The organism is Cylindrospermum sp. FACHB-282 (assembly GCF_014697195.1).
Taxonomy (GTDB): Bacteria; Cyanobacteriota; Cyanobacteriia; order Cyanobacteriales; family Nostocaceae; genus Cylindrospermum.
Genome location: NZ_JACJRJ010000024.1, coordinates 47,312 through 69,022, shown reverse-complemented (window position 1 = coordinate 69,022; position 21,711 = coordinate 47,312). Strand labels below are relative to the sequence as shown.

The window sequence follows — 21,711 nt, the reverse complement described above, 5'->3', positions numbered from 1 at the left end:
GAATCAGCTTGAAAAATTAGTAAGCTGACAATCCTATAATGTGCATACCATCATTCAATCTAACTCTTGTGGGGTGGGCAGGAAAGCCCGCCCTTGATGTTCAAATTAAAAGCCCAACAGCTTACAATTGCCTGTAAAGCACTTAGAATAATTATTCAAGCGGAGGCTTCTGTGAGTGGCGAGGTCAAGCAATTACACCGACCTACTTATAATAAATCTTGGTAGGCTTATTCTCCGGAAAAATAATTTGGTTACAAAACAGTATTTTTTCTACATTAATGCTAATCCAAGCTGGTAGAATTCCTTAGTTACTTAGAAAATTTATCAATGAAATTCACCAGAAGAGAGATTATCTTCTCCGTCGCCACAGCTTTTACATATTTGGGTTATAAATACGGAATAGGTACAGTTCAAGCCCAGTCTATTCCAGCTTTCAGTAATTCGCAAGAAGCGCTAATTATATCAGATTTGTTAGCCAGCAATACAACTAACCGAGAGCAAATTTATCAACAATTTCTCAATGCTGCGGCTGGTGGAGTCGAAGATAAACCAGTACTTTTATATCAAGGTATTAATACCTCACCCTACAAAGAACAAATTCAGCATTATCCCACTCGTTTAAAACAGAAACCTAACGGAAAAAATTTAGTTGATGGAATTAAAGCTGATAGCAGTTTTCGCCCTTTTCCAGTAGTTGGACAACTACCTGAAATTAACCAAAATAGTCTAAAGTTTTTGCATGAAGATATCAAAGAAGCTTGTATCTGTGTGGGTAGTTTTTCAGCAGGAAGTTTCCAGACTAAATGGCTGGGAAGAAATGCACTGAATACTGAAGAATTTTGGAGTGGGACAAAAATCATTTCCCTTCTATATACTGCTTATTTATTGAATAAAAACGTACCCGGTGCAGATATTACTAATTATAATATTAAAGGTTTAGACCAAGATAAAATTCAAAGGAGTTTTCCTTTCTCAGATTTAGCAAAAGATATGATTACTTATGAGGAAATAATAGCAACTTCTAATGCATTAGGGGCAGTATTCAAGAGATTTTCTCCCCAAATAAAATTAGAGAAATGGCTCAAAAATCTTACAGGCAATGATGAATTAGTGTTTCGTGGTCGATATAGTGGAATTACTTTTATTGATGCCCCCCGGCTGGTGGAACGCCGCACAGAAAAGATAATTTTGACTCCTGATTTAGCACCTCCCTCATGGGCTTGTAATGCTATATCTGCCTATGATTTAACGAGAATAATCTCAATGTTAGGCTGGCATAATTATCTACCGCAAAATTCGCAGCTACCATCCATAAGTCAGAAAAGTTTAGACACTTTAATTAAAATAATGGGCACAGATACAGCGCGTTTAACTGATTTAGCTATCAAGACTTTGGGTTTACAAAATGCCCTTGATTCTGTGGTGATTATCTCCAAACTTGGTAATGGGGTGACTGTTACTAGACAGAGAACTGAAGCTGTTTATCTTGCTTTAGTGCAATTTATTGATCGTCGTCCCCAAGCATCAGGAAAGCCGGCTAAATTCTTCACATTAAGTATGGCTTTACGCGGAGTAAGGGCACTTAAACCAAGGAATTTAGATCAAGAAGTGGTAGAACTTGATGCTAGAATGGCAACGGAAGTTGCAGAGATTATTAAGAGAGCAATTTCTGGAATTTTAGCTTAAATGTATACTTACCCAACTGGAATGCTCCCATTATCTGCATCTACTTGTTCCTCATCAGCTAATTTCTTTAAACACAGGGCAAATTCTTCTAAAGAATCATTTCTTTTAATGGTTATATTAGTAATTTCTATTGACTCTGCAATCTTAGGTGATTGGTTTTCGATATATTGATGCTCTTTTAAATTGCGATATTTATCTTTCAGGTTAGGATTTTTCTTTATTAATATTTCTTGTGAAAGTTTTTCTAAGTGTTCTTTTGCATTCCTCCCTCCTGGTACAGCTTCTGCTATGGAATCTGTTTTACCAAGCTGCTTACCATTAGCAAAGCGTATCCATTCCTGCTTACTCCTATTTTCAGGATTTTTTGTAAAGTAGCAGCAAATGCCAAGACAGTCTACTAACAGCCAAGCCTCAAGCTCTTGAACCATAAGAATTAATTTAACTTTATCTCCAGATATATTAACTAGTTCTTTGATTCGCTTAAATAGAGAATTGTTTTCCTTAAGTCTTTGAGCTTGCGATTGTATACCATCTGCGTCTATCAGAAATATTACTAAGTCATTACTCTTAAGGTAAATGTCAACTGCTTTCTTTAATCCACCTGGTTTACGTGCAGCATCAATGTACCCTGATTTAGTTGCACAGACAATTTTTAAATCACATTCATAATATTCGACTATTTTTTGAGCAATACAATAAACTGCATCTTTATCATAGTCAGATTCCGGCACCCAAAGTCGAACACTAGGCATATTAACCAGCTAAAACTTCTTCAATTAAGTGACTATGATAAATGGCGCTACCTAATCCAAAATCAGCCATCCAATCTGAAAGATCATCTCGATTTTCAGCTAATTTATCTAATAGACAAGCCTTAGTACCTAATTCGCCATTTTTACTTAGAAGAATTACTGAAATTTCGTCTGAAATTTCCTCTACAGAAAAACAATCTAGTAATTGAGAGCTATGTGTTGTAAAAACAACTTGGGTTTTCTTAGATAGCCTTTTTATAATAGAAGCAACTTCTTTCAAAATACCAGGATGAAAATTTCGTTCAGGTTCTTCAATACTGATAAGACTTGGTATATCGGAATCTGATTGGTAAAGCAGCGTCAAATAAGCTATTAACCTCAGAGTTCCATCTGACATACTTGATAGGGACATTTCTTTAGCATCACTTTCTCTAATTTTGACAATTGGTTCTTCTTTTTGAACTACAATTAAGCTTATATTGAGACAAGTTTCAACTTCTTTATTAATTTCTTCAATCTTATATTTTTTGTTGTTAGCCCAGTAGTTTAAAACTGCTTGAAGTTGTGCAGCCTCAGAATCAAAAGTTGGTTCGGGATTTTTTTTCCTTTGAAAATAATCGCATCAAAATTCTCCATATCTTCTGCAAAATATCTTATCTCATCAGACTTTATATCATAAAATTTCCACTCCCTAATATAGCTTGCTAATTTCTTGGTAAAAGGCTTATTTCCAAAATTTCCAGCCGAACGTAATGCCAAACTTTCTATACTTTCAGGATCAGATTTATAGGTTTGAGGATTTTGCCCATCTTCATCACGTACTTCTCCTTCACCATTGCTAATTTGAATTACCTCCGTTCCATTAACTAGCAGATTTTCACTAACAATTTTTCCATTATTTTTATTTGATGCCATACATACAGTATATTCTGCTCTTTCTCCATCATCTTCTACAACAATAGTTGAGCAAAATCTCTTAGTTCCAAGTCTCACATATTTCTGCATAATTTCTAATGTTAAAGAATCTGACATAAGTAGATTCTTAATAAAATGCAGTGCGTCTAAACAATTAGATTTGCCACTTGAGTTAGAGCCGACTATAATCGTCAAGTCCCTAAAGCTCAATTCAACATCTCCTAAGCTTTTAAAATTTTCAATTTTTGCAGATATGAGTTTAATAGCCATAACTTTTACGATTATATACTAATCTACTTGAAATGTAACTAATTTAACAGTAGGGTAAGCGATATAGTTTTTATCGAACCATCTACTATTAAATCATCTTAACCTGATTAGCTGTGAGCAGAAAAAACTGGTTTATCCAAAAACTGCATTCCCCTAGCGTGCGTTCAGCATTGGATACTAGAAAGCACTGTAGGGACAATTCATGAATTGTCCCTACAATATGTTCTATTATGCACAGCCCAAGCCAAGGGAAAGCATACAAATGTTGCTTTTCGTTCCTCAAACGCCACTTCACTCAACGGGGGGAACCCCCGCAGGTGAGTGATTCCCCAACCTACATAGTTTTTTGATTGCGGGGAGGGGTTCTGAGATTTAGGGATAATTTAGCGATAAATTATTCTTGAACTTAGGAACTTAATCTACACATTAAATCGGAATAACAATACATCTCCTTCTTGCACAATATACTCTTTACCTTCGCTTCTAACTAACCCTTTTTCTTTCGCAGCAATCATGGAACCAGTTGTTACTAGGTCATTATAAGCAACGGTTTCTGCACGAATAAATCCCCGCTCAAAATCTGAGTGAATTACACCGGCTGCTTGGGGTGCAGACATTCCGGCGTTAATTGTCCAAGCGCGGGTTTCTTTGGGGCCACAGGTGAAATATGTCCGTAAACCTAAAAGGGTGTAGGTAGCACGAATCAAAGATTTTAAACCTCCTTCTTTCACACCTAAAGATTCCAGAAAATCAGCTTTATCTTCTTCTGGTAATTCCACTAATTCCGCTTCCACTTGAGCGGAGACTATCACAACTTGGGCATTTTCTTGAGACGCAATTAGCCGCACTTTCTCTACAAAGTCATTACCTGTTGCTAAATCGTCTTCAGATACGTTAGCAGCATAGATAATCGGTTTGTAGGTGAGTAGTTCTAGTCCTTTAATAATCTCGGTTTCTTCTTCAGTCAAACTCACCTGACGTACCGATTTACCTTCATTTAAAGCAGCAGCTAATTTTTCTAAAACTGTGATTTCAAATTGTGCATCTTTGCTGGTGCGGGCTTGTTTGCGGGTGCGGTCAATTCGCCGCTCGATTTGCGATAAATCTGCTAAACCAAGTTCTATATTAATGATATCAATATCTCGCGCTGGGTCAACAGAACCGGCAACGTGAATAATATCATCATTTTCAAAACAGCGCACAACATGGATAATTGCATCAACTTCTCGGATGTGGGACAAAAATTGATTGCCTAGTCCTTCACCTTGACTTGCACCTTTGACTAAACCGGCGATATCGACAAACTCAACCCGTGCAGCGAGAATTTGTGCAGAACTGGCGATTTTTGCGAGAACATTTAACCGTTCATCCGGTACTGCGACAACGCCGACATTCGGTTCAATCGTGCAAAAAGGGAAATTAGCCGCTTCTGCTTTGGCATTAGCAACTACGGCATTAAATAAAGTTGATTTTCCGACGTTGGGAAGTCCGACAATTCCGGCTCTTAGCATTTTGGATTTTGAATTTTGGTTTCAACTACAATAGTAATTTAAACAGGTTCAGGAATGGTTTGGGGAATTGGCCCTGGTACTGTTTGAGGAATTGTCCCTGGTACTGGTTCCGGTACTGGTTCCGGTAGGGGTAGGGGAATTGGACTCGGTACAGGTTCGGGACTTGGTAGGGGGTTTGGTTGTGGATTAGGGATTTGTGGTTCGGGTATAGAGATAGCAGCGGGATTAATCATGGTACGTCTAATTAAATTATTCAACTTTCCCAAGCTAGATGACAACCTGAACTTTTGACATCTTCCCAAATGACTATACCCAGCTAGATGCCCCTGTAATAATTTACAGCTATCAAGGGCTAGTTATGATGATTTTCCCACAATTCTAATAAACCAACTGTACCTACAAAAAATGTATAAGTTCCATATTTGATTGGTATCTGATTTTTGGAAGGTGCATAATAAGCTGCGATTATTCCTTCTACAAAATGACCCGACAGTGCTAAGTGAGCAATTATTAAAGCTGGATTCAAGATACTAGGCAGTTGACTGTTAGTTGTTAATGCTTGGATATTCCATAATTCTAACCCTATTGCACTGGTTATAAGTGCTATGGATATTACTTTGATGACTGGGAAGAATTTTTTCTTGATGTCGTGAAGGTTCATGCTATTTATCACAGATTTTAAATGAAAAAGAGTTTTTACTGAATATCTGGCATTAATTGTCCTCAGCCGTGAACTAAAGTTCTGGCTTAAAGCAGAAACCGGTTAAAACTGGTTAAATCCCAGATATCAGTTAGCTGTCTTCTAACTTAGGCTTTCAGCCATAAATTTATTTAAGGGCTAATTGAGAAGGGTGCAAGATATAAGTTTACTCATTCTGTACCAGATAAATCTCATATAGTATCTGGGGAAGTGCAAAACTGAGCATATCTACCAGATAAACACATCTAAGCTAAAGACGATATACATTATATAAGCTTCGTTTCCCAAAAAATGCTCAATCAAAACCAAACACCCTTAATTGATGCCTTAAAAGCTTGTGCAGCAAATCCTCATGCACCGTTTTACACCCCTGGACATAAACGCGGTTTAGGCATTTCTCAATCCTTAGTTGATTTACTAGGTAAAGAAGTCTTCCGCGCTGATTTAACTGAATTAGCAGATTTAGATAATCTCTTCACACCCCAAGGTGTAATTCAACAAGCGCAAGAATTAGCAGCAGCAGCTTTTGGTGCTGGGAAAACTTGGTTTTTAGTAAATGGTTCTACCTGTGGAATTGAAGCGGCTATTCTGGCTACTTGTGGTATGGGGGATAAAATTATTCTCCCGCGAAATGTGCATTCTTCTGTAATCTCTGGGTTAATTCTTTCTGGAGCGATGCCAATTTTTATAAATCCTGAATATGACGAAGATTTAGATATTGCCCACAGTATCACACCGGAAGCGCTGAAAACGACACTAGAAAAACATCCGGACGCTAAAGCAGTGCTGACAGTTTATCCAACATATTACGGTGTTTGTGGAGATTTGGGTGCGATCGCCCACATTACCCATCAATATAATATTCCCTTACTGGTAGACGAGGCACACGGCGCACATTTCGCCTTTCATTCGGCATTACCTACCACAGCTTTAGCCGCAGGTGCTGATTTAACTGTGCAATCGATTCACAAAACCCTCGGTGCAATGACTCAAGCATCAATGTTGCACCTCCAAGGCAACAGAATCGATATTGACCGAGTGAGTAAAGCTTTGCAACTCTTGCAGTCTAGCAGTCCCAGCTATTTGCTTTTAGCTTCCCTCGATGCCGCACGTCAGCAAATGGCAATCCACGGGGAAAACTTGATGTCTCGCACTTTGCAACTGGCAGATACAGCGAGAACTAGAATTAGCCAAATTCCTGGATTATCGGTTTTGGAGATTTCCCCAGAGCGATCTTCACCTGGCTTTGTAGCTTTAGATCAAACGCGGTTAACTATCACCGTTGCTGACTTGGGTTTAACGGGATTTGCTGCTGAGGAAATACTGGATGAACAATTGGGCGTAACCCCTGAATTCGCATCATTGCACCATCTCACTTTTATTATTAGCTTGGGCAATACCCCCGCTGATATTGAGCAATTGGTGCAAGGTTTCGTCACCCTGTCCAAGATGAAATCATCGGCAAAGGGGTTGATTGTAACAAATTCAGTTTGGTATACTGTTGACAGTATTATGGGGACTCCTGTTTGTAATTCTCCCCGTGAAGCTTTTTTTGCTGCTAATGAAATATTACATTTGGAACAAATAAGCGATCGCATTTGTGCGGAAATCGTCTGTCCCTACCCCCCAGGAATACCTGTGTTAATCCCAGGAGAAGTAATTACCAAACCCGCTTTAGAATATCTGCAACGAATCCAAGCAATGGGCGGGTTTATTAGTGGTTGTGCTGATCCTAGCCTCCTCACCTTAAAGGTAATTAAAGAATAAGCAGAAACTCAGTTGTGTGGCACTAGTAACAGCCAGATGCTCCGCTCAAGTCAAAAAGTGAAGCACCTGGATTGCGGTTGGGAAATGCGAAGGATGATCGCAACTGAGGAATAGATTTTAACTTAGCAGTTATGAAACAAGGTTTCTAAATAGACGCGGGCAGCACGGCGATCGCTATCTCCATTTTGCAGCAAAAACAGTGAGAGTGCTGCGGTCAATACTCTGGTTTGATCCCAATCAGGATGGGTTTCTAAATAGTTTTTTAGAGATTCGTGGAGTGTTTCGGGAATTTCTGTAAAGATGCTAACTGTTGCGTTCATAAGATTTTCCTTCTCAGAGGTCAATCAAGAGGGATAAGTTGCTTGCGGTGAGGTAGTTTTAGGCTAACTCGCTCAGTCCTTCGTCTGCCCGACAATCTGCGCTTTTCAGCTGAGGTAATTTTACACAGTTGATGCCAACGGTTGAACGGACTACAAAAGCAAGCCGAACCATTGTGCGCTAAGAGGGGGTGGGTTTGTCAATGCTGCGAAATGTTAAAAAAGACTATAGAAAAAATAAATATTTACGAAATAATCAGGCTTAGAGCCATGTTTTTGTTACTTTACTTAATAAAAACTCAGTCACTGAAGTTCCTGAATCATGGAAGTGCAAAATCCCCAGTAAGCTAGCAAGAGCCTATTGCCTCGTAGTACATCTGTGGAAAACGAGTAAAATCTCTGTGGAAACTCTGTGGAATGAGTGAGGAAAAGTTCAGCTAATGATAAGAATTAAAAAAACATAATATTTTGCTGATATTGAAACCTCAAGAAATTTATGCCCAAATTTCAGTTATCATATTAGTTGACCCAATCCCTACCCCAGTCTAGATTTTGGCAGTCAGTAGATTTATCTCAGATTTTTACCCTCATACACTCAGTTGTTTACATACTAAGTAACAAGATTTAGCTTTCAAGCTTCATACCCAGTTTTTGGGCATCACTGGCGACGTTCTTGCAACTTCCGATACACAGATTTCAAATCAACTTGATGGTGAGCTAAGGCGACGAGGGTATGATAGAGCAAATCTGCCACTTCAGAGGCGATCGCCTCTTCTTCATCATCTTTAAAGGCCATTACCACCTCAGCACTTTCCTCACCAATCTTCTTCAAAATCTTATTGTCCCCGCCGGCAAATAATTTACAGGTGTAAGAACTTTCATTCGGGTGGTCACGGCGATCGCATATTACCTGAAATACTTGCGATAATGTATCTCCTGGCGGTGCAGTGATTGTGCCATCTACTTGATGAAAACAACTGCGCTCACCAGTGTGGCAGGCAATATCTCCTAACTGCTCTACCCCAATGAGTAACGCATCGCTATCACAGTCATAGCGCATACTCTGCACTTTCTGAATATGCCCAGAAGTCGCCCCCTTGTGCCACAACTCCTGACGGGAACGACTCCAAAACCAAGTTTCTCCAGTTGTCAAAGTCTGTTGCAATGAGTCTTGATTCATCCAGGCCATCATCAAGACAGTGCCATCTAGATAATCCTGGACAATTGCCGGCACCAGTCCCTTTTCATCGTAGCGGATTTTTTCAACAGGAATGGACTGATGCAGTGAATGTAGATCGGGAGAAGACATACCAGCTAATTTGCTCGCTTTGAGAATGATTTATGGATTCAAGATACCATTCGGACTAGAGCAGCTGGCATATTTTTGGCAATAAAACTTTTAATTATCCCCTAAACAAGAGCGTGCCTTTCCATAGCAGACTGCATCTTCACCGCACTCGCAGCGACTTTGTGAGCTTTGGCTGCTTCACCATACCAATCAATTGCCGAGTTAAAAGCTGCCCGGTAAAGCTCCTGGGATGCCTCAGATAATCGAATCCGAATGTCTAGAGGCAAGTCTTGATTCGATTTGTATAAAATCATAATTGTTATTTTTTGGGTGCGTCTAATTTTATAAGATAGAAATTCTCAGCAGTTTTTCACCCTATCCTTAGATAGAGCTTTTTATTTCCCACTCCTAGGAGAGAGCCAATTGGTAAATACCACAATTAAAACTACAAAATCACAAGAAATCTTCGCCGCTGCCCAAAATCTGATGCCAGGAGGAGTCAGTTCTCCAGTTCGTGCCTTCAAATCAGTCGGCGGACAACCGATTGTTTTTGAGCGCGTTAACGGCGCATACATTTGGGATGTGGATGGCAACCAATACATCGACTATGTCGGTACTTGGGGGCCTGCCATTTGCGGTCATGCTCATCCAGAAGTGATCGCAGCCCTACATACAGCCTTGGAAAAAGGCACTAGCTTTGGTGCTCCCTCATTCCTAGAAAATGTCTTGGCAGAAATGGTCATTGATGCAGTTAAGAGCATCGAAATGGTCAGATTTGTCAACTCCGGCACAGAAGCTTGTATGGCAGTGTTGCGGCTGATGCGAGCCTTCACCAAACGGGATAAAATTATCAAGTTTGAAGGTTGCTACCACGGACACGCTGATATGTTCCTTGTCAAGGCAGGTTCTGGTGTAGCCACACTCGGCTTACCCGACTCCCCAGGAGTCCCGAAAGCCGCAACTAGCGATACTCTAACCGCGCCTTTCAATGACCTAGAAGCAGTTAAAGCCTTATTTGCAGAAAACCGGGACGAGATTGCCGGTGTGATTCTCGAACCAGTTGTGGGCAATGCTGGGTTTATTACTCCCGATGCTGGTTTCCTAGAAGGATTACGGGAACTTACCCACGAGCACGGGGCATTGTTGGTGTTTGACGAAGTCATGACAGGCTTCCGTATTGCCTATGGTGGTGCTCAAGAGAAATTTGGCATCACCCCCGATCTGACTACCTTGGGTAAGATTATTGGTGGTGGTTTGCCAGTAGGCGCCTATGGTGGTCGCCGCGAGATCATGTCAATGGTTGCCCCGGCAGGCCCTGTGTATCAAGCTGGGACTCTCTCTGGTAATCCCCTAGCAATGACCGCTGGGATTAAAACCCTGGAATTGCTGCAAAAACCTGGTACTTACGAGTACTTAGAGCGGATTACGCAGAAGTTAGCCACAGGTTTGCTGCAAATTGCTCAAGAAACTGGTCATGGGGTTTGTGGTGGTAACATCAGCGCCATGTTTGGGATGTTCTTTACTTCTGGGCCAGTTCATAACTACGAGGATGCGAAAAAATCTGATACAGCCAAGTTTGGCCGCTTCCATCGGGGAATGTTAGAGCGCGGTATTTACTTAGCACCATCTCAGTTTGAGGCTGGATTTTCTTCTTTGGCCCACACTGAAGAAGATATTGACCAGACTTTAGCCGTCGCACGGGATGTGCTGTCTAGCTTGTAACTACAAGATGGCTGAGTAAACACAGAGTCTACGGCGCTACTGAGTGCTGAGTTCTTTTTTGACTCGGCACTCAACACTGGCTAGGCCCAGCACTGACTCAAGCACTCAAAAATCAACCCATGGTAGTCAGAATAAGGCAAGTAAAATTATTTAAACGAAGAATATAAATTGTGACATTTTCTGTAAAATAAATTAGTATCAAAGCTGATGAATACTCTGACATCTTTAGATGAGATTCTAGTCTAGAAAGTGTTGGTGAAGTTAACTATAGTTAATATGATAGGTTTACTATGGCTTTAAGTATTCTCCGTATAACTTTAGAAATTCTTCAAGAGATTACCGCAAAAATTACCTGGTAAAAATAGAGTTAAATCTAAATAATGTAAATAGAGTGTAATTCTCTCCTATTAATTATTTATTCGTGCAGCGAGTTGACAGTGCATGAGCTACTGCTTAAATCCTACCTGTCCTAACCCAGAAAATTTGGCACATAGCCAAAAGTGTCAGTCTTGTGGCTCGCAATTACTATTGCGCGATCGCTATCGGGTAATCAAAGAATTAGGTCAGGGTGGCTTTGGAGCAACTTTCTTAGCCAATGATCAAGTTTTACCAGGAGAACCGAGTTGTGTAATCAAGCAACTACGTCCATCAGGAACTACCCCCCACATTTTGCAGATGGCGCGGGAACTGTTTGAGCGAGAAGCCAAGACCCTAGGTAAGATTGGCAATCATCCCCAAATACCACGGTTACTAGATTATTTTGAGGAACAGGAGCAATTCTACTTAGTTCAGGAATATATCAGCGGTGCTACCCTCCAGCAAGAGGTGAAACAAAACGGCATCTATAGCGAAGCGGGAGTTAAGCAATTCTTAAGCGAGCTGATGCCATTGCTGCAATACATCCATGAGCTAAAGGTGATTCATCGTGATATCAAACCAGCTAACTTGATTCGCCGCGATCAAGACGCCAGAATGGTGCTCATCGACTTTGGCGCCGTTAAAAACCAAGTTAGCCAAGGTGCAAACCAATCAGGACAGACAGCATTAACTGCATATGCCATCGGCACTCCTGGTTTTGCGCCTCCAGAGCAAATGGCTATGCGTCCAGTCTATGCTAGCGATATCTACGCGGCGGGGGTAACATGCATTTACCTCCTGACTGGCAAAACACCCAAAGATTTGGAATACAACCCGACAACGGGTGAGATGATGTGGGAACAGATGGTGCAGGTGAGTGACCACCTGAGCAATGTGTTGCGAAAAATGTTGGAGGTGTCAGTACGCAATCGCTACCACTCAGCCGAAGAAGTACTCAGAGCATTAGAAATAGAACCATACCTTGAAAGTTTGGCCAAGGGTTTGCTAGTTAAATCCGACGCTCCTGTTAAAGAACAAATAAACAACCGCCCAGAAAATTCTGGCATTCTGTGGAATCACCCTAGACCTACTTCTAGTCCTAATAATACTAGTGCCAGCCTGGCACAGGTAGCGGCAGCAATTCGAGCCAGACGAGCCAAAGCAGCAGAAGCCGCAGGATTACAAGCAACGGGAACACACCAGAAATCTGCGATCGCCAAATCAACAACTTTGCCTAACAGCAACAGCAATGGTTCACAACCTCAACATTCTAAAGTTGAGCGCAAATTAGATACCCAAGGTCTACTCACAGCCTACCTCAAGGGCAGACGAGATTTTTCTCTCCACAATTTAAATCTGCTAAACCTTTCAGGTGCTGACTTATCGGAAACTAATTTCCATTCCGCTCAATTGCAGAAAACCAATCTCCAAGGAGCGGATCTTCATAATAGCGACTTTGGCAGAGCTAGTCTGGCTAAAGCCAATCTCAAGGATGCTAATTTGACCAAAGCCTACTTCAACCATTCTGATTTAGAAGGAGTAGACCTGCGAGGTGCAGACCTCAGCTACGCTTATCTCAGCAATGCCAATCTCCGGGGAGCTAATCTGTGTGGCGCAAATCTGACTGGTGCCAAGGTTTCTGATGAGCAGCTGGCACTAGCCAAAACCAACTGGATGACAGTACGCCCCAATGGAAAACGAGGTTTATTATAAATAATTTGCTCTTTTAAAATTGAGGACTTTAGTAGATCAATTCAAAACTCTAAAATGAACTGCCCAGACCTTAACTATAGGTAAAAAAATCAGATCAAGTTGCTTTTAACAATGAGCAAATATGCTGGAAATGCCCGGATAAATTAGGTTTGGGGTAAATAGTAAAAAAGCTATCTAGTGTAACTGTTGGTTGTTTACTTGTGTGATTAAGCGTAATAAAGGTGCTAAAAGTGGCAAAGATACCAAAGAAATTCAAAAAATCCAAAAAATCCAAAAAATCTAAAAAATTATTAATCTCTGAACTTAACTTAGAATTAGAGTCAACTTTACAAGAATTACCTCTTTGGGAGGTGCAAATTGAGCTAGATTGTCCAGGGAATGAATTAACTATACTGTTTGAGCAAGACCCTTTACTACCAGGAATTATCTTGACCAAGAATCAAGATTTTGTGGGGATGATTTCGCGGCAGAAATTTTTTGAGCACATGATTAGCCCCTATAGCTTGGCGCTATATTCTATGCGGCCGATTGAAACTCTCTATAAAAATCTCCAGTCAGAAATATGTGTACTGGCTGAGGATATGCTCATTGTAGAAGCAACTCAGTTGGCATTGCAGCGATCGCCCCAACTGTTCTATGAGCCAATTCTAGTAGAATGTAAAACTAAGCCTCGACGGTATAGACTAGTAGATTTCCATGAGTTACTTCTAGCCTACTCCCAAATTTATGTCTTAACACTTACTCAACTACAGAACGTACAAGAACAATCTAGAATAGCCAGCGCAGGCTTTCGGGATCTTCAACACAACTATGCCCGACTAGTACAGAATGAAAAAATGGCTGCTTTAGGTCAGCTAGTTGCGGGCATTGCTCATGAAATCAACAACCCTGTCAATTTTATTGCGGGTAACATTGTTCATGCTATCAACTATAGTCAGAACCTCATCGACCTCAATGGGATGTACAAAAAGCATTATCCCCATCCAGTCACAGAAATTCAAAAATTTACAGATCAAATTGAACTAGAATTTTTAATTGGTGACTTTGCCAATCTCCTAAGTTCTATGAAAATGGGATGCGATCGCATCCAGCAAATCATACTCTCTTTACGCAATTTCTCCCGCCTTGATGAAGCTGAAAAAAAAGCAGTTGACATCCATGAAGGTATTGATAGTACCCTGCTAATTTTACAAAGCCGCCTTAAAACCCACCAAAAAGGTAAAAAAAGCATCACTATTCTTAAGCAATATCAACCCCTCCCCCTAGTAGAATGCTACGCTGGCCTACTAAATCAGGTGTTTATGAATATAATGGCAAATGCTATTGATGCTCTCTCTGAGTGTTCTGAGTTCTCAGTTTTGAATTGTGAATCAGCCTCTTTAACTCCAAACTCTCCCGCCATTTGCATTCATACTCAACTCAGTGATGACAACCAGGTAATTATCCGTATTGTGGATAATGGTCCCGGAATTCCAGAGAGTGTACAAAAGAATTTGTTTGACCCCTTCTTCACCACCAAACCCGTCGGTAAAGGAACTGGATTGGGATTATCCATCAGTCATCAAATAGTTGTTGAAAAACACGGTGGAGACCTTCACTGCATATCTGCTCCCGGACAAGGGACTGAGTTTATCATTAAAATTCCCCAGACAGCTTAAAACCCTGTGAACGAGAGTTTTGCGTTTACAGGGTTCCAACCTTTAGGCAAACAATAGCTTTTATTGAGTTAGATTTACCTGTTTCTTTGGGATGTGCCTGCTGGTTCTAGTATACGATCTGTCCCCGATGTAATAGTAAAGGCTTTTGAGTTACCCAAAATTTCTTTGCATTTTCTAATTAGAGGATACTCACGATTTCTAAAATCGTCTAGACCGATTGCCCAAATCATTGCGCCTGCCAAATCTTTCTCAATTAAGTAATTAGTTTTATGCTCAATTGATTCTTCATCGTCGTAAGAAACCCAGTCACCTGTACTACTGTTGTAGGCATAGGGAGTCAGGGTTGGTTCATGCCACTCTCTGATCAAACTACCACTTGAAATATTATCCTTAATTTCAAAATAGGCAAGAAATCCTGATTCTTGTGTTTTCGGGCCTGCAGTACCCCCTCCATTAAAAGGCTTTCCTGGGCCATTATCACTCTCAGTAAGTGGAACGGTAACATGAAAAGTCCGACCGTAAGTTGGCAGACCCAGCACAATTTTGTCAGATGGAACTCCACCGTTTAGGTAATTTTCAACAGTGTTTTTGACAGAAAAATTAGTATCGGGATTAGAATCTTGTCGTAGCGGCGCTTGAACTGCAGTAATGGCGGGAACATCGAATGCACCATGATAATCATACGCCATTATGTTTACCCAGTCTAAGTGATTTGTACACTCAGCAAGCCATTCAAAGTAACTTTGAGGATTACTATGCCATTGAGCTGATACTCCTGATGGAACAATAGCGGCTGCTGCTATTGTTAAAAGAAGTTTTGGTTGCCTCGAATCACTATTAATTGCTTGACGGAATTCTTGAAGAAGGGTGACAAAATTAGCGAAATCTTCCTCCGTTCCTCCTCTGGTAAGGTCTCCAGGATATTCCCAGTCAAGGTCAATTCCATCAAACCCGTATTGGTGGGCGTAGTCGATAGCAGAGGAGATAAATTCTTGCCTTTTATCGCTAGAACTTACCATTTCGCTAAAAAGATGAAGTGAAATAGCACCTATATCCGCATTTGCAGGATCGTTAAAGCTCCATCCGCCAATTGACAATAATGTCTTGAGTTCAGGGTTACTTTGTTTCAATGCTTGGAGTTCTGGATACAATACTGTTTGATCGTTCCACTCAACTGGTTCGATTTTATAGTTACCAGTCAAGTATGGTGGTTGTGGGTTAGTAAGACTGCGACTACGAAAGCCAAAAAACCCAAAGGCAAAGTTGATATGGGTAAATAATGAGGGATCAATGTCTCTAGGGAAAAACCCTCTTGAATATTGTGCCCAATTTTCATAATAACCAACAATTTTGTATGCCATCTTTACTTACTCTCTTTTGTATTTTGATAGACATCAAAAAACCTCTTGCAAAACTCAAAAAATCAGAAATGTCATGTTGAGCGGAACGCAGTGGAGAGAAGAATTTGACTAGATGTTTTACTCCGCTCAACATGAAAAGTTAAGCATTTATGCAAGAAGTCTAAAATGGATATTACTTATATTTAAACCCAATAGCAATCAATAATTTATTGGGATTTATTATTTCTCTGATTAAAGAAAATTGATATATTTATTAGTTCGGTTTTGGTGAAGCTGCACTCAATTATATACCTCTTCGGTTAGATGACAGCATTGAGAATGCTACACACAGACAAATTTTTCTTATTTTGGCATAAAATACTAAGTAGTGCTGTTCCAGACGCACTAGCCAACAGTACAATCACAGCAGACCTGTTAGCAGAAATTAAAAACGGAGGTTCTATCACCTCTTTTATGGTAAGGAATAAGATTAATTAAATTCTCAGAACTAAATTAACTAGATATTGAAGCCTGAAAGCTAGATGGTGTAAAGATTTATGCTTCTTAAAATATAGTTAAATCCCCAAAAGCCATAATAAATTAAAATACCCTAAAAATTTAGATTTAGGCTCTCGTTATAAAATTTCCTATATAGGAAATTATCAATCTTCCAAAAAAGAAAGCATTAGAGCGTATTTACTTATTAATTAATTCAACTTAAAGCTGTAAATAGTAGCAAAAATTACCTTTGAAACCAGGAAGACACGGCAACATCAAATCTTTAATTATCACCGTGTCACCAACCCTTACCCGACTACAAAATTCACCAATTTTCCAGGCACCACAATCACCTTTTTAATTTCCTTACCCTCAATGTAACGTTGGGCAACTTCCGACTCACGGGCATATTTCTCTAATGCCGCTTTATCTGCTTGTGACGGTACTTGAATCGAACCGCGAGTTTTACCCATAATTTGAATCACCAAAGTGATTTCATCAGCTATCAAAGCAGCAGGATCAAAACCAGGCCAAGTTTGCTGATGCACTGAACCTTGATTACCAAATAACTGCCACAATTCATCAGCAATGTGTGGCGCAAAGGGTGCTAGCAAAACCACCAAACTCTGAATACCTTCTGCATAAATTGGCGAGTTTTTGCAACTAGCATCAGTTAGGGCATTACTTAATTTCATCAATTCTGAAATAGCTGTGTTGAATTGATAGTCATCCTCTACATCTTCCGTAACTGCTTGGATAGCAGAGTGAATTGCCCGCCGCAAGTCTTTTTCCGGTTTAGTTAAATTGTCGAGTTGGGCTGGCTTACGAGATACACCAGCAGGGACAAAATCAGTCACCAAGCGCCATACCCGATTTAAAAAACGGAATTGCCCTTCCACATCCGCTTCATCCCATTCCAAATCTTTTTCTGGTGGTGCTTTGAATAAGATGAACATCCGCGCTGTGTCTATACCATATTTGCTAATTACATCTTCTGGTGCGACACCGTTACCCTTAGACTTGGACATGGTAGCGTACAAGCGTTGCAGTGGTTCACCTGTTTGGGGATCACGGGGATCAGCAGCATTAACAAGATGAGAAGGAATCCATTTATCCTTACCGCCCTTGTTGGGGTTCAGGTAAGTTAAACCCTGCACCATGCCTTGAGTCAACAGGCGTTGGAAGGGTTCATCAAAATTCAACAAGCCGCGATCGCGCAGTACCTTAGTAAAGAATCGCGAATACAACAAATGCAAAATCGCGTGTTCAATTCCACCCACGTACTGATCTACAGGCATCCAGTCATTAGTTTTACTGGCATCAAAAATCTGCTGTTCATTCTTAGCGTCAGGATAGCGCAAGAAATACCACGAGGAATCAATAAAGGTATCCATCGTGTCGGTTTCCCGCTTGGCAGCTGTGCCACAAGTTGGACAAGGAACATTTACCCAGTTTTCTAGCTGCGTCAACGGTGAACCGCCGCGTCCGGTAAATTCCACATCTTCTGGCAACTCTACTGGCAAATCTTTGTCAGGAACAGGCACTATGCCGCAGTTGGGGCAGTGAATCACTGGTATCGGTGCGCCCCAGTAGCGTTGCCGGGAAATCAACCAATCCCGGAGGCGATATTGTACCCGCAGTTTGCCAAAATCTTGTTGTTCGGCATATTTAACTATCGCTTGCTTGGCATCTGTGGAATTCATCCCACTGAAGGAACCAGAATTAATCAAAATTCCCGGTTCTGTGTAGGCATTGTCATAATCAATCATGATCAGCGGTGGATTAGGTTGTTGGAAATCCACATCCGCCACCGCCTCTGGTGGGACAATAACAAACTCAATCGGCAGATTATAGTTATTGGCAAACTTGAAATCTCGGACATCATGGGCAGGCACACCCATCACCGCTCCAGTACCATATTCATACAGCACGTAATCAGCAATCCAGATGGGCACTTCTTCCCCTGTAAAGGGGTTAATTGCCACCCCACCAGTGGGGATACCCCGCTTGGGTTTATCTTCAGCGGTACGTTCCAATTCGCTTTGATTGGCAACTTCCTGAATAAAGGCTTCTACCGCTGCAAGCTGTTCTTTGGTGGTGACGCCCTTGGTTAAGGGATGTTCTGGCGCTAATACCAGGTAGCTGACACCAAAAACTGTATCTGGGCGTGTGGTGTAAACACCGATTTTTTCATCCAAGCCAATGATGGGAAATTCTAGGTATGCGCCCGTGGATTTACCTATCCAGTTCGCCTGCATCAGTTTTACCCGTTCGGGCCAACCTGTCAATTTATCCAGGTCATTCAGCAATTCTTCGGCGTAATCGGTAATCTTTAAAAACCACTGCCGTAAGAGTTTGCGCTCAACTTTGGCCCCACTGCGCCAAGAACGTCCTTCGTTATCAACTTGCTCGTTTGCTAGTACAGTTTGGTCAATGGGATCCCAGTTAACTGCTGCTTCTTTTTGATAAGCTAACCCCGCTTGCAAAAATTGCAAGAAAATCCATTGTGTCCATTTGTAATAGTCTGGTGAACAGGTGGCAATTTCGCTTTCCCAGTCAATTGACAAGCCGAGACGCTGCAATTGCTGCCGCATTTGGGCAATATTTTGATAAGTCCACTTTGCTGGAGGAACTCCTCGATCAATTGCGGCGTTTTCTGCTGGTAGTCCAAAGGCATCCCAACCCATGGGGTGCAGTACCCGATACCCTTGCATACGCTTGAGGCGGGCAATCACATCGGTAATTGTATAGTTACGGACGTGCCCCATGTGGAGGCTGCCGGATGGGTAGGGGAACATGGATAAAGCGTAGAATTTTGGCTTGTTACTATCTGTAGGTGTCTGATCTAAGCCAAGTGAGACCCATGTTTTTTGCCATTTTTCCTCAATCGCTGCTGGGTTATATCGGGAATCCACAGAAAATTCTCCTACTGGATCTGTACTCGTGTCTGCCTCAATATTGTAGGTGCTAGGCAAAGGAATCAGATAGTTAAAACAAGTTATGGCTGAATCAAAAATAAAATTTCCTGGAGAAGTGCGGGTTTTTGTTTACGGTACGCTCAAACCAGGTGAAGCTAATTATCAAAAATACTGTGAGGGTAAGGCGAAAGCTGCTCAAAGAGCTTTTGCATTAGGCAAATTGTTTGCTTTACCCATGGGCTACCCAGCGATGATGTTAGGGGAGGGACAGGTTCAGGGATATTTACTTTTCTTTACAAACTCTGGAGTTTTAAAAGAGTTGGATGATTTGGAAGGCTATCACCCCCATGGACAAATATCAGAAAATCTCTATAATCGGCAATATATAAAGGTTTTTGAGATCCAAAGTCTATCCCTAGGTTATGCTTGGGCCTACTTGATGACCCCTGACCGAGTTTTTCAATTGGGAGGCATCCCCCAATTTGATGGCTGGTGGAGTGGCTGCGGCTTAACGGCAAATCGCTGTTATCAGGTGTGAACTAGTTGATGTCTTTTTGGGTACTCTGTTGTTGGGGCTGTACCTGATTTACTGGTTTTTGTGGCGAGGCTACTGCTGTTTTCGGAATTTCAATTACGGGGTTATTTAAAGCCACCATCAGGGGTGAAACAGGGACTACAGGTTTGGTGGTCGCTGTTTTTGGTTCTATGTGTGGTTGTTGTGCCAATTGCAGCGTTCTAGATTCGGTACTTGGTAGCAAGCCAGTGACTGCGCCGATCGCACAAGCTGCAATGGCCGCACCGCCAAACATCCAAGCTAACTGGGAACGACGGCGCAAACGTACCCATACTTGCTGGAATATTGTTTCTGGTGACTGTTGGGGGGGTGGGACAGGCATTGTCCGCAAACTTTGCCGTAGCTTTAACAGTCGCGCATATAAACATTGAACTGAGGCATCTTTTGCCAGCCATTCTTCAACTTGCCTGCGTTCGGCAGATGTCACCTCGCCATCGAGGTAAGCACTTAATAACTCAAAGCGATCGCGCTTCACCATATCTATAGTACCCGTTGATTCATTGGTATACTTAGCCATCCCATCCGGGAAATCCCTAGGAAGTTGCAAGTGGGAACGGTCGTGAAACTGAGAATCAGTGGTCATTTTAACATTATTACCAATTCAAGCACGGGTAAACACAGTCGGGAAGCCTGAGAAGTTTATCAATTTTTCTCCTCAGAGTATTTCAACTTAAAAAGTATCCCAACTATCTTGTAGAACAGGCCAGAAGCCTGTTTGGTGGCTCTCGTCTTGTTGTCCGCCCTAGGGGATAATTTATTTTTTCTAGTACTCTAACAGCAAAAATCATCTACGGTTTTGCTCACAATTCTTAATATTTCTTAAGTTTTGCTCATGAGTAGAGGACAAATACTGTAGATTAGGTATCTAGATAATTTTGCAAATGGGCTTGCAATCTGGATCTAGCTCTAGCTATTCTCGACTTTACAGTTCCCAAAGAAACACCAGTGATTTCGGCAATTTCTTCATATGCCATACCTTCTATTTCTCTGAGGACAATAGTAGTACGGAACACTTCTGGCAAATCCGCGATCGCTTCCCGCAGTTGCTCATAAAATTCTCTAGTTGTCAGTTCTTCCTCAGGCCCGGGGGTATCCCCAGCAATTTCCCAATCCATCTCGCCGTCGTCTACCGAGCGGGGAGCATCAAGGGACAAGGGACTGACAACCCGCTTGCGTTTCCGCAACTCATCGTAAAACAAGTTGGTGGCAATACGGCTTAACCAGCCCCGAAATTTAGCAGGCTCTTGTAATCGGTTAATATTCCGATACACGCGAATCCAAACTTCTTGAGCTAAATCAGCTCTGTCAGCCCAATCTGGAGCCAGGTGGTATAAAACCCTATCAACTTGAGTCTGATAGCGGCGCAACAGTTCTGCAAACGCGGCACGATCTGGGCGCAGTCCTGCTTGACAGCGCCAAATTAAATCATGATTAGACAGTTTGTCAACTTGCACCGATGCTTCTGGGTAGTTTGCATCAACCGTTGACCAGGATACAGTAATCGATTGACTCATAGATCGTACTGGCTTTAAATGATCCCTTTCTATTAGACCTGGTAATTGCCAGAAAGTTCCTGAGTCAAGTGACGGATTTATGATTGGAACACCGAGGTATCTAAATAGGGGTACATTCTTAGAAACCAGCAGCGCTTTTTTCTGGTTATATCACGGGCATAATAGCCGTTGATTAGCCCTTTGAGCCATCAACGAACAGTGAAATCAGAAA

General features: G+C 41.4%; 18 protein-coding genes and 1 pseudogene. 6 read left to right on the top strand and 13 right to left on the bottom strand.

The features are described 5' to 3' along the window. Window positions 1–327: 327 nt before the first annotated feature. A complete protein-coding gene (locus H6G32_RS14135) occupies window positions 328–1,686 on the top strand; it encodes a peptidoglycan-binding protein (protein WP_190459259.1) in 1,359 nt (452 codons plus the stop codon). An 8-nt stretch (window positions 1,687–1,694) separates the two neighbouring features. Here H6G32_RS14135 and H6G32_RS14130 read toward each other — a convergent pair whose 3' ends face one another. From H6G32_RS14130 to H6G32_RS14105, 6 genes and pseudogenes are all read right to left on the bottom strand, one after another. After that, window positions 1,695–2,438: a DUF4276 family protein gene (locus tag H6G32_RS14130; protein WP_190459258.1), complete on the bottom strand. Its 744-nt coding sequence runs from the start codon at window positions 2,436–2,438 to the stop codon at window positions 1,695–1,697. Between the two features lies 1 nt (window position 2,439). After that, window positions 2,440–2,979 (bottom strand): annotated as a pseudogene (locus H6G32_RS14125) (AAA family ATPase); the annotation flags it as partial. Window positions 2,980–2,984: 5 nt separating this feature from the next. Next, complete coding sequence (locus H6G32_RS14120; RefSeq protein ID WP_190459256.1) at window positions 2,985–3,623, bottom strand: AAA family ATPase; 639 nt, start codon at window positions 3,621–3,623, stop codon at window positions 2,985–2,987. A 419-nt stretch (window positions 3,624–4,042) separates the two neighbouring features. Further along, entirely contained in the window at window positions 4,043–5,134 is a 1,092-nt protein-coding gene (ychF, locus tag H6G32_RS14115; protein ID WP_190459254.1) for a redox-regulated ATPase YchF, read from the bottom strand. A gap of 38 nt (window positions 5,135–5,172) precedes the next feature. Then, complete coding sequence (locus H6G32_RS14110) at window positions 5,173–5,367, bottom strand: hypothetical protein (protein WP_190459301.1); 195 nt, start codon at window positions 5,365–5,367, stop codon at window positions 5,173–5,175. 119 nt (window positions 5,368–5,486) lie between these two features. Beyond that, window positions 5,487–5,795, bottom strand: a complete 309-nt coding sequence (locus tag H6G32_RS14105) for a hypothetical protein (protein WP_190459252.1) — start codon at window positions 5,793–5,795, stop codon at window positions 5,487–5,489. Between the two features lie 330 nt (window positions 5,796–6,125). Here H6G32_RS14105 and H6G32_RS14100 point away from each other — a divergent pair, with 330 nt between their 5' ends. Next, window positions 6,126–7,601: an aminotransferase class I/II-fold pyridoxal phosphate-dependent enzyme gene (locus H6G32_RS14100; protein ID WP_190459248.1), complete on the top strand. Its 1,476-nt coding sequence runs from the start codon at window positions 6,126–6,128 to the stop codon at window positions 7,599–7,601. A 122-nt stretch (window positions 7,602–7,723) separates the two neighbouring features. On the opposite strand, the gene H6G32_RS14095 is transcribed toward H6G32_RS14100, so the two are convergent. The 3 genes from H6G32_RS14095 to H6G32_RS14085 all read right to left on the bottom strand — a co-directional run bounded on the left by H6G32_RS14095 (window position 7,724) and on the right by H6G32_RS14085 (window position 9,517). Further along, window positions 7,724–7,921 carry a DUF2811 domain-containing protein gene (locus tag H6G32_RS14095; protein WP_190459246.1) on the bottom strand — a complete coding sequence of 66 codons (198 nt, stop codon included), beginning with the start codon at window positions 7,919–7,921 and terminating at the stop codon, window positions 7,724–7,726. A gap of 655 nt (window positions 7,922–8,576) precedes the next feature. Beyond that, on the bottom strand, window positions 8,577–9,227 hold the full coding sequence (gene hisIE / locus H6G32_RS14090; RefSeq protein WP_190459243.1) for a bifunctional phosphoribosyl-AMP cyclohydrolase/phosphoribosyl-ATP diphosphatase HisIE: 651 nt from the start codon (window positions 9,225–9,227) through the stop codon (window positions 8,577–8,579). A gap of 101 nt (window positions 9,228–9,328) precedes the next feature. Then, the gene (locus H6G32_RS14085) at window positions 9,329–9,517 is read right to left on the bottom strand and encodes a ChaB family protein (RefSeq protein ID WP_190459299.1); all 189 of its coding nucleotides are present in this window, start codon (window positions 9,515–9,517) and stop codon (window positions 9,329–9,331) included. 112 nt (window positions 9,518–9,629) lie between these two features. On the opposite strand from H6G32_RS14085, the gene hemL reads away from it, so the two are divergent. From hemL to H6G32_RS14070, 3 genes are all read left to right on the top strand, one after another. Continuing rightward, a complete protein-coding gene (hemL, locus tag H6G32_RS14080; RefSeq protein WP_190459239.1) occupies window positions 9,630–10,928 on the top strand; it encodes a glutamate-1-semialdehyde 2,1-aminomutase in 1,299 nt (432 codons plus the stop codon). Window positions 10,929–11,369: 441 nt separating this feature from the next. Next, entirely contained in the window at window positions 11,370–12,998 is a 1,629-nt protein-coding gene (locus tag H6G32_RS14075) for a serine/threonine-protein kinase (RefSeq protein ID WP_190459237.1), read from the top strand. A gap of 239 nt (window positions 12,999–13,237) precedes the next feature. Continuing rightward, window positions 13,238–14,656, top strand: a complete 1,419-nt coding sequence (locus H6G32_RS14070; RefSeq protein ID WP_309232600.1) for an ATP-binding protein — start codon at window positions 13,238–13,240, stop codon at window positions 14,654–14,656. A gap of 74 nt (window positions 14,657–14,730) precedes the next feature. Here H6G32_RS14070 and H6G32_RS14065 read toward each other — a convergent pair whose 3' ends face one another. Together H6G32_RS14065 and leuS are read right to left on the bottom strand one after the other, a co-directional pair. Next, the gene (locus H6G32_RS14065; RefSeq protein WP_190459232.1) at window positions 14,731–16,017 is read right to left on the bottom strand and encodes a glycosyl hydrolase family 18 protein; all 1,287 of its coding nucleotides are present in this window, start codon (window positions 16,015–16,017) and stop codon (window positions 14,731–14,733) included. Between the two features lie 785 nt (window positions 16,018–16,802). Beyond that, window positions 16,803–19,409 carry a leucine--tRNA ligase gene (leuS, locus tag H6G32_RS14060; RefSeq protein ID WP_190459298.1) on the bottom strand — a complete coding sequence of 869 codons (2,607 nt, stop codon included), beginning with the start codon at window positions 19,407–19,409 and terminating at the stop codon, window positions 16,803–16,805. Between the two features lie 85 nt (window positions 19,410–19,494). Between leuS and H6G32_RS14055 the strand changes: the two genes are divergently transcribed. Beyond that, window positions 19,495–19,950, top strand: a complete 456-nt coding sequence (locus H6G32_RS14055) for a gamma-glutamylcyclotransferase family protein (RefSeq protein WP_190459230.1) — start codon at window positions 19,495–19,497, stop codon at window positions 19,948–19,950. A 1-nt stretch (window position 19,951) separates the two neighbouring features. Here H6G32_RS14055 and H6G32_RS14050 read toward each other — a convergent pair whose 3' ends face one another. After that, complete coding sequence (locus H6G32_RS14050; RefSeq protein WP_190459228.1) at window positions 19,952–20,569, bottom strand: anti-sigma factor family protein; 618 nt, start codon at window positions 20,567–20,569, stop codon at window positions 19,952–19,954. 274 nt (window positions 20,570–20,843) lie between these two features. Continuing rightward, entirely contained in the window at window positions 20,844–21,500 is a 657-nt protein-coding gene (locus tag H6G32_RS14045) for a sigma-70 family RNA polymerase sigma factor (RefSeq protein WP_190459226.1), read from the bottom strand. Window positions 21,501–21,711: the final 211 nt, after the last annotated feature.

Bases quoted from the DNA above. Each gene is read 5' to 3' on its own strand.
- H6G32_RS14135 (WP_190459259.1), top strand. From the start codon at position 328: ATGAAATTCACCAGAAGAGAGATTATCTTCTCCGTCGCCACAGCTTTT.
- H6G32_RS14130 (WP_190459258.1), bottom strand. From the start codon at position 2,438: ATGCCTAGTGTTCGACTTTGGGTGCCGGAATCTGACTATGATAAAGAT.
- H6G32_RS14120 (WP_190459256.1), bottom strand. From the start codon at position 3,623: ATGGCTATTAAACTCATATCTGCAAAAATTGAAAATTTTAAAAGCTTA.
- ychF (WP_190459254.1), bottom strand. From the start codon at position 5,134: ATGCTAAGAGCCGGAATTGTCGGACTTCCCAACGTCGGAAAATCAACT.
- H6G32_RS14110 (WP_190459301.1), bottom strand. From the start codon at position 5,367: ATGATTAATCCCGCTGCTATCTCTATACCCGAACCACAAATCCCTAAT.
- H6G32_RS14105 (WP_190459252.1), bottom strand. From the start codon at position 5,795: ATGAACCTTCACGACATCAAGAAAAAATTCTTCCCAGTCATCAAAGTA.
- H6G32_RS14100 (WP_190459248.1), top strand. From the start codon at position 6,126: ATGCTCAATCAAAACCAAACACCCTTAATTGATGCCTTAAAAGCTTGT.
- H6G32_RS14095 (WP_190459246.1), bottom strand. From the start codon at position 7,921: ATGAACGCAACAGTTAGCATCTTTACAGAAATTCCCGAAACACTCCAC.
- hisIE (WP_190459243.1), bottom strand. From the start codon at position 9,227: ATGTCTTCTCCCGATCTACATTCACTGCATCAGTCCATTCCTGTTGAA.
- H6G32_RS14075 (WP_190459237.1), top strand. From the start codon at position 11,370: ATGAGCTACTGCTTAAATCCTACCTGTCCTAACCCAGAAAATTTGGCA.
- H6G32_RS14065 (WP_190459232.1), bottom strand. From the start codon at position 16,017: ATGGCATACAAAATTGTTGGTTATTATGAAAATTGGGCACAATATTCA.
- H6G32_RS14055 (WP_190459230.1), top strand. From the start codon at position 19,495: ATGGCTGAATCAAAAATAAAATTTCCTGGAGAAGTGCGGGTTTTTGTT.
- H6G32_RS14050 (WP_190459228.1), bottom strand. From the start codon at position 20,569: ATGACCACTGATTCTCAGTTTCACGACCGTTCCCACTTGCAACTTCCT.
- H6G32_RS14045 (WP_190459226.1), bottom strand. From the start codon at position 21,500: ATGAGTCAATCGATTACTGTATCCTGGTCAACGGTTGATGCAAACTAC.